Consider the following 13,930-nt stretch of genomic DNA (forward strand, 5'->3'; position numbering starts at 1 on the left):
ATCTTCCTCCCTTTGCCGCGTTCAGACAGGCGCCGGACAAGGCGCTACTTTCTGGACTGGGCGTTCTGCAAGGCCTTGATCTGTCCGCTGATGTACTGCTCGAGAATCGAGGCGGAGCTGAGCTTGCTCTCCATGGTGATGAACTTCTCCCACATGCTGGAGGTGTAGCGCTCGATGCTGTCCTCGATCTTCTCGATCTCCGCATCGACTCCGGCGATGTCTGCCTCCACCCCCTGGACACCGCGTGTGAGCATCCCGTCGGTGGCGTCGGTAATCATGCCGATGTACTCGGCGAGGCGGCTGGCAGCCCCGCGGGCGATTACAACAGTTCCGAGATTACCCGGGGCGCTTGCGGTTATCTTGAGTTCCAAGCCGGACGTGGTCGGATTGCTCTGCAGCGCCCGCAGGTATTGGCCGCGACCGATGCATTCCTCTCCGTTGATGGTTCCGGCGACGTCCAGGCCGGCATATGTCGCGGATTCCCCCGCATGCTCGCCGGCAAGATCCGTGCCGCCCACCCCCCGGTCCAGAGATGACTTGATATTGATGGTGTGGCTCGAACCGTAGGCCTCGTGGGTGATGCGCAACTGGTCGCCGTCAACCGTGGCCTCGTAAGCCAGGCCGTAGGTCCCGAACCAGACATTGAGATGCTCGCATGCTTCGGTCAGAGACATCCCGGCCGTGAGAGTGATGTTTCGGGTGCCATCAAAGGTGAGTGTCTCGTCGAAGCAGATGCCTGAAGGGAGGCTTGCGGAAGCAGCGGTGGCGCGGGTTGCGGCCTGGGTGATGGCCACGGCGTAACCGGCTGAGCCGCTGTCGGCGGTCCTGCCGGACGTCGCGGCCACGCTCACCGCGGAGTGGCTCGCACTTGTGCTGAGGCCGAAGAGCTTGGATACAACGTCGGGGGTCGACTCCAGGGCCGATCGCAGCTTCGATGCGTTCAAGGACAGCCCGCCTGATGCAGTGCTTGTGATGCCTGCGCTGGACAGCAGGCCCGGCGACCCTCCGGCGAAGGTGACGGCGGAGTTGATGGCGTTGTGGAGGCCCTCTTCGAGGCGCAGGATGTTGGCTTCGCCGAAGAGTAGGCCGCCGGTTCCGGCCTCGGAGTCGAATCTCTGGGCTTGGGAGATCATGCTCGCGACCCGGTTGTACGAATTGACGAAGCTCTGTACCCGAGTGACGACGGAGTCCAGGTTGAGGCCCACCGTGAGGGTCACGGCCTCGTCGGGGTCAGCCTGGATGAGTTCCATGCTGACGCCGGTGATAACGTCGTCCAGAGAGTTTGTGGGCCGTGTGATCTCGATGCCGTCGATGGTTACCCGTGCGTCCAGGGCCGCCTGGCGCTCATCGCCGAAGCTCGCGCTCAAGACGCCCAGAGACTGTAGGACGTTGTTGGCATCCACCAGCGTGGGGGTGCCCTCGCTCCCCGTGACTTGCAGGCGGAAGACAGTCTTGCCGTCTCGTGCTTCGGAGATCACTTCCGCGGTGACTCCTGAGACCTGGGCGTTGATGCGTCCGGCGACATCTTCCAGACTGTCCGTTGCGAGATCAATGGTTACAGGGGTCCCGTTGACCTGGATGGTCCCGGCCGGTGCGGTGCTGATGCCGGTTTCCTCGGCGAAGCTAATGGACGGGTTGGTGAAGGCGCCGGACTGGAAGCCGTCGGGGACAGTGTGTTTCAGACTGGTGGACGAGGACAGGAAACCCAGCTGCCGCAAGATGCCGGTTGCGTTGGTGTCCACCAGCTGGATTTGGTTCTCGATCCCGCTGACGTTTGCCGTGAGCATTAGGCGGGCGTCGTTCGCGCCCACCTGCAGGACGGTTGCGGTGACGCCCGCACCGGACTGGTTGATTGCGTCGCACAAGTGGGTGAGTGTGTGGTCAGCTGAGAGGGTGATCTCAGTGCCGTTGATGAGAAACGAGCCCTGGTGGCCGAGGGCTTGTGACGCCCCAGCGACCGTGCCCGAAGCAATCTTGTGCGCCTGGGCCAGGTCATGGATGACAACCTCGTAGCTCCCCGCAGCGGCGGTGTCCTGGGCTGACGCAGCGAGCCGGGCAGCGTCAGAGACGGACGCCGAGCGAGGTATGAAAGCGGATGCGTCAGCGAGGTCGCGTGCGGATACCTGGAGGGCTGCCATGGACGCGCTGATGGACTGGTAGATCGCGAGCTTGTCCTCGAGAACGCCGCGGTGAGTCTGCATGCGCTCGATGGGCTTGCGCTTGATCGCCGCGAGTTGCTCGATAATGTTGCCGGTGTCCAGGCCGGAGACGAGGCCCTGAATGTAACTGGTTCCCAGCGCCATGCCGATCACTCACGATATCCGGGATGGTGTGTCGGCGGGCGGGAACCGAAGGCCGGCTCCCGCCCGTGCAGTGCGGGACGTGCGATCACACGCGGGTCTAGCCGCGGATCAGCGACAGGATGTTCTGGGGCAGGCTGTTCGCCTGCGCGAGGAAGGACGTGGCTGACTGCACGAGAATCTGCGCGGTGGAGAATTCGGCCATTTCGGCGCCGAAGTCTGTGTCGCGGATTGCGCTCTCGGATGCGGCAAGATTCTCGCGGGCAACGGCGAGTGACCGGCCCTGGGACTCCAGTTGGTAGGTCTGGAATGCGCCGAGTTCAGCTCGCATGACCGAGACCTGATCGATGGCCTCCTCGATGACGGTCAGGGCGGACTGGGCGCCGGCGACGGTGGAGATGTCCACCGCGGCGACGGAGCCGGTGGTTCCCAGTGCGGAGGCGGCGACGCTGCCGATAGACATGGTGGCGGTCTCGCTGGCGGTGAGGCCGATCTGGAAGGAGACCTGTCCCTGGGTCACGTAGCCGACGTCGTTGTGGGTCGTGACGCTGTTGCCGGCCTCGGTCAGGTTGATGACGTTGCCGGCGCTGTCTGTGAGGGACAGCCCCTTGCCGGCGTTCATGGTGCTGGTGGTTCCGTCGCCCCAGGTCACCGTGGCGACGGCGTCCTGCCCCCAGTCCACGGCGGTGCCGCCGTCGTTGAAGATTGCGGCAGTCTCGACGTAGACGATGCCTTTGTCGGAGCCGTAGCTGGTCTGGTTGAGCTCGATGTGATCGGTGTCGAATCGGGCGGTGACACCCGTCCGCGATGATGCTGCGTTGATGTCGTCGATGACGTCCTGCACCGTGTCTACGCCGGATGCGTATGTGCCGATGGTGACGCCGTTGATGGTGATGGTGCCGCTGGTGACGAGGGTGTCAGTGGCTGCAGAGTAGTCCTCGGTCTCACTGAGGTCGGCCTGAGCCTTATTCGCCACCTGGGTCACCTGCACATCGGCGTATCCGGCGCCGGCGCTTCTGGTGAGTTGCATCGAAGCAATGTTCGTGGTATCGAGCAAGTTGGCGCTGGTGCCCGCGCTGCCGTCGAGAAGGGTAATGCCACCGTACTTGGTATTGGCGGCGATAGCGTTGATGGTGGTGATGGCCGACTCCACCTGAGACTGCAAAGCGGAGCGGGTGTCGGCGGTGTTGTTGCTGTCCGACGCGGCGTCCAGGGCAAGGTCTTTCATCTGGCGGAGCAGGTAGTTGACCTCGGAAAGGGCGGCTTCCGCGGTCTTGATGAGATTCACGCCCTCGGTCACATTCTGCTGGACTACGTCCAGACCGGACACGTCCGCCCGCAACGACTCGGACAGCACCAGGCCCGCGGGGTCGTCGGATGCGCGGTTGATGCGCAGACCGGAACTGAGTCGCTCCATGGACTGCGCAACCCGCTGAGTGTTGATGTCCAGGTTGCGCTGGGCGTTCATCGCCATCGTGTTCTGGTTGATGCGCGTCAGAGACATTCTGCAAGGTCCTCCTTGAATTGGCGGCTCGGCCTGTGCCGGCCGCTCCTGCGAAGGACGGCTTCCTTGCCGTCGCTTTTTCCTTGCGCGCCCCCGCGTCGGATTAGGGCTCGCCTGTCTGTCGCGGCCGCGAACTCACCTCCGGGCGCCGCGACTTCTACTCACTTGCTATCGGGTCCGGCGGCATCTTGCTTGACGGGACCGTGTCGCCGGCCGTGTAAAGAGTCCGCAAAGTCGTGCCACGTACCCGAACGGCCGCGTTGCGCAGGGAACTATCTGCGCTGGCCGCGCTGGCCGCTGCCGCGTTCTGCTCCCGCACAGCGTCGAGAAGCTCCCCTCGATAGATCGTGATCTCGCGCGGAGCATCAATGCCGATCTGAACCTGGCGGCCATTGACGGAGAGGATGCGTATCCGGATGTCGCGGCCGATCTGGATGTCCTGTTCCACGTTTCTTGTGAGTACCAGCATGGTCCACCCTCCATGGTGATTTTGCGGCCCCTCCGTGGGCCGGCGCGGATTTCACAGCGCTGTTTCGCTCCTGCAAGTGATGGGTTGCCTGGCCGTCGCCAGGGGGGCATCGAGGATCACCTGCTCCGCCTTCATGGTGTACGGGTCGAGCACGATGGGTGCGAGGAGATTGGCGGTGATCCTCTCGGGATCCGCATCGAGAGTTACCAGCACCAGGACCACGAAAGGTCCCGGAATGGAACTGCGCGCCCGGTCTGCGATGAGTTGGCTTACCCGCGACGCCTCGTTGGGGAACAGCTTCTCAATAGGCGCGGCCACCAGCGCGAGGCCCGGGTCATCCAGGCTCTGCAGCCAGGAGAATGGGGCCTCGTCCGCGCGTGAAATGAGCAGGAACCGGTGGGCCGCGGCGAAAGGCAGGATGCCTTCAGGGAAATGGATGACGTCATCCGGCGCGTATTGCACAGGGCCAAACCGTACAGTGTCGCATGTCATTGGGTCGATCCCCGCCTTCCGTGCGGCCTACTGCAAGCGGTCGAACAGGCTCGGCAGCTGCATAATGCTGGTGATGGTGCTCAACAGGGCCTGGTATGAGGTCTCGGCGGCGCTGTAGCGCGTGAGAGCGTCGGCGATGTCCAGCGTCTCGTGCTCTTCGAGCAGTGTTTCGCAACGCAACTCAGACCGCTCCAGGGCGTCCAGGCCGGCTTCGAGACGAAGCACGGATGACCCGATGCTGCCGCGCAGGTTGACCACGTGGTCGCGCAGGAGCTGAAGATCGTCCACGAGTTCGGCGGCGGTCTGGCTGTCGCCCGCATCCAGGGCCGTTGCAAGCCGGTCCAGGACCTCGAACACGTCCGCATCCACCGCTGGGACTGACCTGCCTGTGCCGAGGTCGAAGTTGAAAACGTCGCTGCCTGCGAAGGTCACGGGACATGGCGTTCCATATCCGGTATTGACCGCGAGCTGCCCTCGGTCGCCGGAGTATGTAACAGTGCCGCCCGACAGCTCGAAGGGCTGGGCGCGGTCCTTGAAGCCTCCGAAGACGAAGCGGTCACCGGACTTCGTGTTCCCCGCGGCGACCAGGGCTTCGATGGCTGAGCGGACCTCGGCCACCGATGCCGCCCGCGCCTGATCGGTAATCCCGGAACCGATCGCGCGCCGTGCCGCGTCGATGGCGTCCTCCAGGTCGCCGCTGATCTTCTGGAGACCTTGCTCGGTAGTGCCCGCGAGTTGCTGCCCGTAAATGGTGGAACGTCGCCTCGAATCACACAGGGCGAGTTCGGTGCGGGCCCGACTGATAAGCAGGGAGGATGCCGGGTCGTCGGACGGCACGGAGACGCGCTTACCGCTGCTCATGGCCACGGTCATGCTCCCCAGATCCTTCTGCCCCTGGTCGAGAACCCGCGCGACGCTGTCGTAGAATGCCCGAGTCCCAATGCGCATGTTACGCCTCCGCGGGCAGGCTTCCCCGGCTATTCGCCGATGGTCAATGTCATGTCAATGATCTCCAGCGCCAGTTGCGCCGCTTTCTGCGCAGCGAGGTAGGCGTCCTGGGCAATTGCAAGGTGCAGTGCCTCCTCATCCAGGGAGACTCCAGCTGTGGACGAGTACCGGGTCTGCAGGGCCGCGACCAGATCCGCGCGTGCCTCCATGCGGGTGCGCGCGATCTGCACGTCTTGCCCGAGCCTTGAGAGAAACTGGGTATGCACCTCGGTGAGGCTCGATGTCCCCCCCGACGGCGGGTTGGTGCGAAGTGCCTCCAGGGCGGATGCTGCGGACCCATCCCCGGGCTGGTCTGCCGCGCTTGCCGAAGCGATGCGAGACGGATCGGCCATGATATCGGCGTGCACCGCAAGCGTGGCGCCCGGTTGGGCCGGATCGCAGGAAAAGAAGTCCCGTCCCGTGCTGTTGTCCAGGCCGTAACCGGTCCGGTGGACCGCGTTCACCGCATCCGCAAGCTGAACAGCGAAGGCATCCAGATCGGCGAGCGCCCGCAGAATGGTGTGGCGGGACTCCAGGGCACCGAGGACTGCGCCGTCCATACCGGACGGCGGCACTTCACCTTTGAGGGACACGGTATGCAGTGTTCCCCAGGTCGGGTCGGGCACGAGCTCAAGGTCCTCGGACCGGCCGTAGCTGACCACGTGGTGCCCCCCGATGAACACGTCCATGGTGCCGTTGTCCCGGACGGCTCCCGTGGCTCCGCACAACTGGGCAAGCTCCTGCATCGACAGCGAGCGCCGGTCTTCGAGGTCGGCGGCTGTCCCCGGGCCGCCGCCTGCAGTGATCTGGGTGTTGAACTGGGCGATCTGTTCCAGCAGTTCGTTGATGCGCGCTGTCTGTGACACCAGCACATCGTCGCCGCTTTGGATCGCGTTGTGCAGACTGGCGACGCGCTCGCTCAGACTGTCGCACAGGTCCTGGGCAGTGGAAACCGCGAGTTGCCGCGGCGCAGCCGCGCCCGGGTCTGATGCTATCTCGCCGAAGGCATCAAAGAACGCGTTGAGCTGGTCGCGCAGGCCGGTCCCATCGGGTCCGGCGACGAGCAGCTCGACCTGTTCGAGGTCTTCGCAAAGCACGGAAGAGCGCCCCCACCGGCCGGTCTCGTACTCGATCTGGGCTTCGAGCAGGGCATCGGACATGCGTCGGATGCCCGATGCCGTTACCCCGCGACCTGCACTCACACCAAGCAGGTTCTGCTCGCCGGGGACGGGTGACAGGAGAAGGCTGCGGCGAATGAAACCGGGCGTGTTGACGTTGGCGATATTGTGGCTGACGACCTCGATTGTGGCGCGCTGTGCCGAGAGCGCACTGGACGCGATCTGGAGGGCCTTGATGCTCACCGCGCGACCACCGTTTCGGCCCGGCCTCGACGCAGGCCCCGGGCATCGTAGACGCCGGCTTCAGCCACCGGGAACGCGCCCAGGAGATTACGGGTATGGTTGCTCAGGGCGCCGAGGAACTCAAGGGTCACGAGAAGCTCGCGCCTGACTTCCGTCCGCAGACACTCCAGGACCCGCCGATCCTCGTTGCTGATTTCGGGTTCCGCGGGCATCTCCCCGAGCACTGCGCCGAGCCGGCCCAGACGCTCGCATTCCTCACTGAGCCCCAGGAGGTCGTCGCCGCGCGCAAGGGCTCGGACGTTCCTCAGGCATGTGGCGAAGTCCCGGTATGCGCTCTGGATTATCTCGATTTCGACGCCAGTCTCGGTGCTCTGCATGGTCATGATTGCTGCTCCCAGGCTGATTCTGAAGCGATCTGCCGCCGGAGGGCTTCCCGGAGAGGACGGAAGAGTGCCGTCGCGATGCCGATCCCGCCACCGGATGCCACGGCGTCGGCCAGGTGCGTGGTGTGCAGATGCCGGACGAAACTGGACCCTGACCCGGTGCCGTAGAACTCGCCTGCGTCGCCCGTGTCGATGAGTTGCTTGATCACGGTGGATTCGAAACTCGAGCACGCTTTGGCGAGAGCGCGTTCCCCCGACCGAAGCCTGTCCTGCAGAGCAGGAGGCAAATCCGGTACCACTTTGGTCTGGACCTTCATCACATCTCCTCCTCTTCCCGGCTATATGAATACGAGTTCGGCCTGCAGGGCGTTGGCGGCCTTGAGGGCCTGCAGGATCGCCATGAGGTCTCTCGGCTTCACGCCAAGGGAGTTGAGGGCTTCGACGAGGTCGCTCAGGCGCGTCTGGGGCCGAAACTCCACCAGGCTGCCCTCGGCCTCTTCCACGTCGAGATCGGTCGCCCGCGTAACCACCGTGCGCCCACCCGGGAGACCGCCCGGGCTCGAAGGTATCTCGGTGTTTGGCGGCAGAGGATCTTCGCCGGCCCCGGGCTTATCGAGATGATCTCCCCCCAGGACCGTGGTTCCGCCCGAGAAAGGTGGGGGCTGGCTGACGTCAAACCGCCTGGATATGCTGATGGTCAGGCTGCCGTGGGCGATAGCGACGGGCAGGATGCGGACATCGCCACCGATGATGACGGTGCCTGTGCGTTCATTCACCACTACGCGGGCAGGCGCGTCCCCGACGACGTTGATACTCTCGACTTCCGCGATGAAGCCGACCACATCCTTGCGGCGGTCCGCGGGAATGCTGATCTGTACGCTTTCGGCCGCAAGGGGCGAGGCGATGGGCATCGCGAAGTGCTCATTGATGGCACTGCAGATGCGCATGGCAGTGGTGAAATCAGCCTGGCGCAGGGAGAAGCAGACGCTCTCCGGGCTGGACTGCGGCGGAACGGCTTTGAGGACAGTTGCACCGTCCACGATGCGCGCGGCAACCGGGTGGGCTTTCTGCACTTTCTGACCGCCTCCGGATGCGCTGAGGCCGCCGATGGATACCGGACCGCGGGCTATGGCGTACACATCGGAGTCGTTGGCCTTGAGGGCGGTGGGCAGCAAGATCGCCCCGTAGAGGCTGGTGGCGTCGCCGACAGAGGCCACGGTGACATCGATCCTGTCGCCGGGCACCGCGGTGTGTGGAAGGGTCGCGGTGACCATCACCGCCGCGACGTTTTCGGTGCATAGATCCCCAGGCGAGACCTTCAGGTCGAAGTGTTCGAGCATGTTCGCCAGGGCCTGGGCGGTGAGCGTCGACTTGGATGAGTCGCCGGTCCCTTCGAGTCCGACCACCAGGCCATAGCCCATGAGCGGCTGGCCGACCGCTCCCGAGACGCTTGCGATGTCCTTGATCCGCACCGGGGTGCTGGGGACAGCGCAGGCCACGGCGCAGAGAGCGATGGCGACCAGCGCGGTTGAGCCTGACAGACGGTTTGGACCGGTGCGAGCCGGGAATAGGGTGAACACGTTGCGCCCTCCACGATGCGAGTGGGTCCGCCTCAGAAGAAGTAGTTGAGGATTCGCGTAATGATCCCGACTTTGTGCCGCGGACGCCGGGGGTCACTACCGCAAAAGAGCACCTGAGCATTGGCAAGGTCGTATGAGTAGACCGTGTTGTCCGGGCGTACGGACTGGGGCCGTACTTCGCCGCGCACTGTGATCTCCTCACGGTCGCGATTGACGAGGACGGTGCGCTTGCCCTCGACCACCAGGTTGCCCGTCGGGGTGATTTCCACGACTTGAATGGTCATGCGCGCGGTAACTGCGCCGGAACGGGTTGTGCTCCCATTCGCCGAGGTGGAGGTCCCGCCCGAGATGCCGTACATGGGGAAGGAGGCCAGATCACCCAGGCCCGGCCCCACGGTGGTGCTCGTGCTCTGCTTGTGGTCCTGGCTGTTGTTCATTCTTGCGCTGCTTGACTCAACGATGAGCAGGTGAAGCGTGTCGCCGACCTGCCGCGCCCGGCTGTCGCCGAACATGCCCACGAAGAGGCCATCGGCGGCAATGCCGTGGGTGACAACGGCAGCAGACAGGATGCAGATGAGGGCGATCTTGTGGTTCACAGGACCACCTCCGCCACGCTGGAGGCCACGAGAAGTCCCCTGACCACGGCGCGGGTATCCTGGATGCGGAGCTTGGCGATTTCGCCGATGCGTCCGGGCTCGACCAGTTCGCCGTCAGCTTCCACGGACAGCGACCCGATGCGTACTCTGACCCGCACACGGCTGCCCCGGGGAACACTCGGCCCTGATTGGGAGCTGGACACTGGACGGGTGGCTGCAGGAGCGGATGCGGTGCTCGGAGATCTCGCAGGACCTGTGCGCGTGATGCAGGCCCGGTCGGCCCCGGCAAGCGCCACGCCTGACGGGTCGAGACCCGCGCGGCGGATAAGCAGGCGGATGTGTCCCTGGGAAAGGGTGCGGGTGGTGCCTGGCGGGAGGGTTGCGAGGGGCGTGGACAGCATGCGCTGGAGCGAATCGGGGGCGGCTTGCACAGGCTCCACGACATCCCGAAGGCAGACGGTATCCGCTTCCACGGTGACTTGCGGCTTGAGTTGCAGGCGCGCAGGTTCATCCGCGGAGGCGCCGGCGACGGCCATGAGCAGGGCAATGATCAGGATCGGCACGGTCGGTCACCTCGGCCAGAGTTCCGGTCAGCGCTGGACGTTGTTGGCGGTCTTGAGCATGTCGTCGGCGACTTTGATGGCCTGGGAGCTGGCCTCGTAAGCCCGCTGGGCCACAATCATGTTCACCATCTCCTCCACCACCTGCACGTTTGACAACTCCAGCACTCCCTGGCTGATGGTGCCCAGGCCATCGGTGCCCGGACTCGCGACGGTGGGCGTCCCGGAAGCGTCGGTGGCCAGCAGCAGGTTGTGGCCGGCGTTGGCGAGCCCCATGGGATTGGGGAACATGGCCAGCTGGATCTGGCCGACAGTGGTGGGAGCGGCCTGCCCGGGTTGAGTAACGGCGACGGTCCCGTCGGTCATGATAGAGATGTCGGTGGCGTCGGCGGGGATGGTCAGAGGCGGGACCAACGGGTAGCCATCCGAAGTGACCACGTTGCCGGCGCTGTCCATCTTGAAGGCACCGGCGCGGGTGTAGGCGGTTTCGCCCGAGGGCAAGGTCACCTGGAAGAACCCGTTCCCCTCGATGACCATGTCCAGCTTGTTGCCGGTCTGCTCGAAGGTTCCCTGCTCGAAGTTCTTCACCGTGGCCGCCGCCCGGGTTCCAAGGCCCACCTGGATTCCGGTGGGCAGCTGAATGCTCTCGGTGGACGGCGTTCCGGGCATGCGCAGGGTCTGGTACATGAGGTCCTGGAAGTCCACGCGCTGGCGCTTGAAGCCGGTGGTGTTCACGTTGGCGAGATTGTGGGCGATGGTGTCCACATTGAGCTGCTGGGCGATCATGCCGGTTGCGGCTGACCACAGGGAACGCATCATGGCTCATCACTCCGATTCGCACCCCGGCGGTCCGGGGCGGATATTGTCTTGCGCAGGCTAGGCGGTTGTGGAGTCGATCAGGCGGCCCAAAGTCTGGTCGGCTGCGCGGATGGCGTTGGTGTTGGCCTCGTAGGCCCGGAAGCCTCGCAGCATGGCTCCGAGTTCAGTGACCGCGTTCACATTGGATGTTTCCAGGGAACCCTGGGTCACATTGGGCGATGGGAGGGGGACTGGCGCAGCCCCAGCATTGATCGTGCCATTCTCCGAGCGCGTGAGGGCAACGTTCGGGCTGAAGTCCACGATCAGCAGACGGTCAACCCGGCGACCGTCCTGGATGATCGTCCCGTTGGTCTGGATCTCAACCGTGCCTGTGCCCAGGCGAATCTGGCCGCCTTCGCCGAGTACTCCACGACCCTGGCCATCCACCAGCCTGCCTGATGCGTCCAGGGTGAAGTGCCCGTTGCGCGTGTATGCGCGACCGGTGGGGGTCTGGAGTACGAAGTACCCCGGGCCGCTCAGCGCCACGTCCAGGGGAGCACCCGTTTGACGGATGGAGCCCTGGGATGTGTCTATGGTCTCGCCCGGGCTCCCGGTGACGTCGGCCAGAGACCGCTTGAAACCGGTTGTGTCCACATTCGCAAGATTTGCCGCGTGAATGTCCTGGTGAGTGATCTGGTTGGCCATGGATGCTGCCGCGTAGTACAGTCCGCGCAACACGAGAAGGTCTCCTGTGACAGTCTGATGACGTTGTACCGGCTCAGTACTGAAGTATCTGCAATGTGCGTGCCACAGATAGGGTGCGCCTGGAGCTATGCCGCTGAGGCAGTCTGCACGGGGGCGATCTGGCCGAGGATACGGATGCCGAACTCCGAGGGCACTTCGGCGTGGGAGATGACGGGGATGGTGGGGAAATCGCGCTCCGTGAAATGCCGTATCACGCGGCGCACGTGCGGGGAGACCAGAAGGACGGGCTGCAGCCCCTCACCCATCGCCTGCTCCGCGAGTTCCTTGAGGCGAGTGAGAAAACGCATCGCGGTGCCTGTGTCCAGGCCGCAGACGATGCCCTGGGTGGTCTGCACGGTGGCTTCGAGACAGCGACGCTCCAGGTCCGGATGTACGGTGACCACCGCAAGTTGCCCGTCCTGCCCCGCGTAGCGCCCGACGATGACCCGCGATAGCGCAAGTCGGCAGACTTCCACCGCGTCCGACAGGTTCTGGGTGGCACGCAGGCCGTCCGCGAGGGCTTCGAGGATGGTAGCGAAATCGCGGATCGGTACTCCTTCGGCGAGAAGTTCCTTGAGTGCCTGCTGTACCTGGCCCACAGACGCAAGGTCGGGGATGACGTCGTTCACCGCCGCCGGTTCGCGCTCGCGCAGGGCCTCAATCATATCCTGCACATCCTGGCGGCTGAGCACCTCGGGCGCCCGGCGCTTGCAGACTTCGCTCAAGTGAGTTGCAAGGACGGTTGGCGGATCCACGACCGTGTAACCCCTCGCCTCGGCGAGTGGAGCGTTCTCCGGGGCGATCCATTTCGCGGGCAGGCCAAAGGCCGGATCGACCGTGTCCTCACCAGGGACCTTCGGGGCCTCGGGCGCGGGGTTGAGCACCATGAGCATGGAGGGTTTCAGCTTGCCCCGGCCCACCTCGGCTTCCTTGATGATGATGCGGTACTCCTGGGGCCCCAAGGCGACGTCATCACGCACCCGCACGGGCGGGATGACGAGACCCAGTTCCCTGGCAATCTGGCGGCGTACACCGGTGATCCGGTCCAAGAGGTCGCCGTGTTCCGGGTCGGTAAGCAAGAGTAGGCCGTAGCCGAGATGGACGCTGACGCGGTCGACCTGCATGATGTCTTCGACAGGCGGCAGTTCGGTGCCGGCAGGAGGCTTGCTCTCGCCCGATGGCTGTGCTGCGGATGGCTTGCGCAGGAGTTTCCAGGCGATGAACGCGGTGACGCAACCCACGATGATGAACACACCGGTGGGCAGGCCGGGGACGACGCTGAACGCCAGGAGCATGAGGCCGACGATCATGAGAGCCCTGGGTTGGGCGATGACCTGGCCCCCGACTTCGGCCCCCAGGTTCTCCTCGGAAGCCGCCCGAGTGACCACCATACCGGTGGCTGTGGAAATGAGCAGCGCGGGGATCTGGCTGACAAGACCGTCGCCGACGGTGAGCAGGGCGTAACGCTGGAGAGCCTCGGCCACTGGCATCTGCAGCCGCAGGCAGCCGATGATGAAGCCCCCTACGACATTGATGGCGACGATAACAATGCCCGCGATGGCATCTCCGCGCACGAACTTGCTGGCCCCGTCCATGGCGCCGTAGAAGTCGGCCTCGCGCTCGATATCTCGCCGCCGCGCCTTGGCCTCCTGCTGGTCGATGATCCCGGCGTTCAGATCGGAATCGATGCTCATCTGCTTGCCGGGCATCTCGTCCAGAGTGAACCGGGCCGCGACCTCCGCCACGCGCTGGGAGCCGTTGGTGATGACCACGAACTGGATGATGACGAGAATGAGGAAGAGGATCAGGCCGACGACCACATCGCCGCCGACCACGAATTGGCCGAAGGCTTCGATGACCTTGCCCGCCGAACCGTAGAGCAGGATAAGTCGGGTAGAGGAGACGTTGAGGGCGAGACGGAACAGCGTTGCGACCAGTAGAAGAGATGGGAAAACTGAAAAATCCAGGGGTTTTTGGACGTACATCGAAATCAGCAGGATGCACAGGGCCGAGCCGATGTTGAGGGTGAGCAGGACGTCGAGAAGCACGGGAGGCAATGGGATCACCATCATCGCCACCAGCCCGATGACCCCGACGGCCATGAGGACGTCAGCCTGTTTCGCCAGCTTGCTCAAGAATTGCATGCTTCCCACTTT

14 protein-coding genes are annotated in these 13,930 nt (G+C 64.4%); all 14 read right to left on the reverse strand.

The genetic code is table 11. The features are described from left to right. Positions 1-44: 44 nt before the first annotated feature. Positions 45-2,303, reverse strand: coding sequence for a flagellar filament capping protein FliD (gene fliD / locus HPY44_02455; GenBank protein NSW54849.1), 2,259 nt, complete (start codon positions 2,301-2,303; stop codon positions 45-47). Positions 2,304-2,400: 97 nt separating this feature from the next. Beyond that, entirely contained in the window at positions 2,401-3,804 is a 1,404-nt protein-coding gene (locus HPY44_02460) for a hypothetical protein (protein ID NSW54850.1), read from the reverse strand. A gap of 157 nt (positions 3,805-3,961) precedes the next feature. Next, positions 3,962-4,273 (reverse strand): carbon storage regulator, encoded by a 312-nt coding sequence (locus tag HPY44_02465; protein ID NSW54851.1) that lies wholly within the window; start codon positions 4,271-4,273, stop codon positions 3,962-3,964. 51 nt (positions 4,274-4,324) lie between these two features. Further along, a complete protein-coding gene (fliW, locus tag HPY44_02470) occupies positions 4,325-4,765 on the reverse strand; it encodes a flagellar assembly protein FliW (GenBank protein NSW54852.1) in 441 nt (146 codons plus the stop codon). 27 nt (positions 4,766-4,792) lie between these two features. Continuing rightward, entirely contained in the window at positions 4,793-5,713 is a 921-nt protein-coding gene (locus HPY44_02475; GenBank protein NSW54853.1) for a hypothetical protein, read from the reverse strand. A 29-nt stretch (positions 5,714-5,742) separates the two neighbouring features. Then, positions 5,743-7,113 carry a flagellar hook-associated protein FlgK gene (gene flgK, locus HPY44_02480; protein NSW54854.1) on the reverse strand — a complete coding sequence of 457 codons (1,371 nt, stop codon included), beginning with the start codon at positions 7,111-7,113 and terminating at the stop codon, positions 5,743-5,745. After that, on the reverse strand, positions 7,110-7,496 hold the full coding sequence (locus HPY44_02485; GenBank protein NSW54855.1) for a hypothetical protein: 387 nt from the start codon (positions 7,494-7,496) through the stop codon (positions 7,110-7,112). Before HPY44_02485 ends, flgK begins: the two co-directional genes overlap by 4 nt. Continuing rightward, on the reverse strand, positions 7,493-7,813 hold the full coding sequence (locus HPY44_02490) for a hypothetical protein (protein NSW54856.1): 321 nt from the start codon (positions 7,811-7,813) through the stop codon (positions 7,493-7,495). Before HPY44_02490 ends, HPY44_02485 begins: the two co-directional genes overlap by 4 nt. A 21-nt stretch (positions 7,814-7,834) precedes the next feature. Continuing rightward, the gene (locus HPY44_02495; protein NSW54857.1) at positions 7,835-9,076 is read right to left on the reverse strand and encodes a flagellar basal body P-ring protein FlgI; all 1,242 of its coding nucleotides are present in this window, start codon (positions 9,074-9,076) and stop codon (positions 7,835-7,837) included. A 32-nt stretch (positions 9,077-9,108) separates the two neighbouring features. Further along, positions 9,109-9,672: a flagellar basal body L-ring protein FlgH gene (locus HPY44_02500; GenBank protein ID NSW54858.1), complete on the reverse strand. Its 564-nt coding sequence runs from the start codon at positions 9,670-9,672 to the stop codon at positions 9,109-9,111. After that, the gene (locus HPY44_02505) at positions 9,669-10,235 is read right to left on the reverse strand and encodes a hypothetical protein (protein ID NSW54859.1); all 567 of its coding nucleotides are present in this window, start codon (positions 10,233-10,235) and stop codon (positions 9,669-9,671) included. The genes HPY44_02500 and HPY44_02505 overlap by 4 nt, the downstream gene beginning before the upstream one ends. A 27-nt stretch (positions 10,236-10,262) precedes the next feature. Then, a complete protein-coding gene (gene flgG / locus HPY44_02510) occupies positions 10,263-11,051 on the reverse strand; it encodes a flagellar basal-body rod protein FlgG (protein ID NSW54860.1) in 789 nt (262 codons plus the stop codon). A 57-nt stretch (positions 11,052-11,108) separates the two neighbouring features. Then, positions 11,109-11,768 carry a flagellar hook-basal body protein gene (locus HPY44_02515; protein ID NSW54861.1) on the reverse strand — a complete coding sequence of 220 codons (660 nt, stop codon included), beginning with the start codon at positions 11,766-11,768 and terminating at the stop codon, positions 11,109-11,111. A gap of 92 nt (positions 11,769-11,860) precedes the next feature. Then, positions 11,861-13,918 carry a flagellar biosynthesis protein FlhA gene (gene flhA, locus HPY44_02520; protein ID NSW54862.1) on the reverse strand — a complete coding sequence of 686 codons (2,058 nt, stop codon included), beginning with the start codon at positions 13,916-13,918 and terminating at the stop codon, positions 11,861-11,863. Between the last annotated feature and the right edge of the window lie 12 nt (positions 13,919-13,930).

Source organism: Armatimonadota bacterium (genome assembly GCA_013314775.1).
Lineage (GTDB): Bacteria > Armatimonadota > Zipacnadia > Zipacnadales > JABUFB01 > JABUFB01.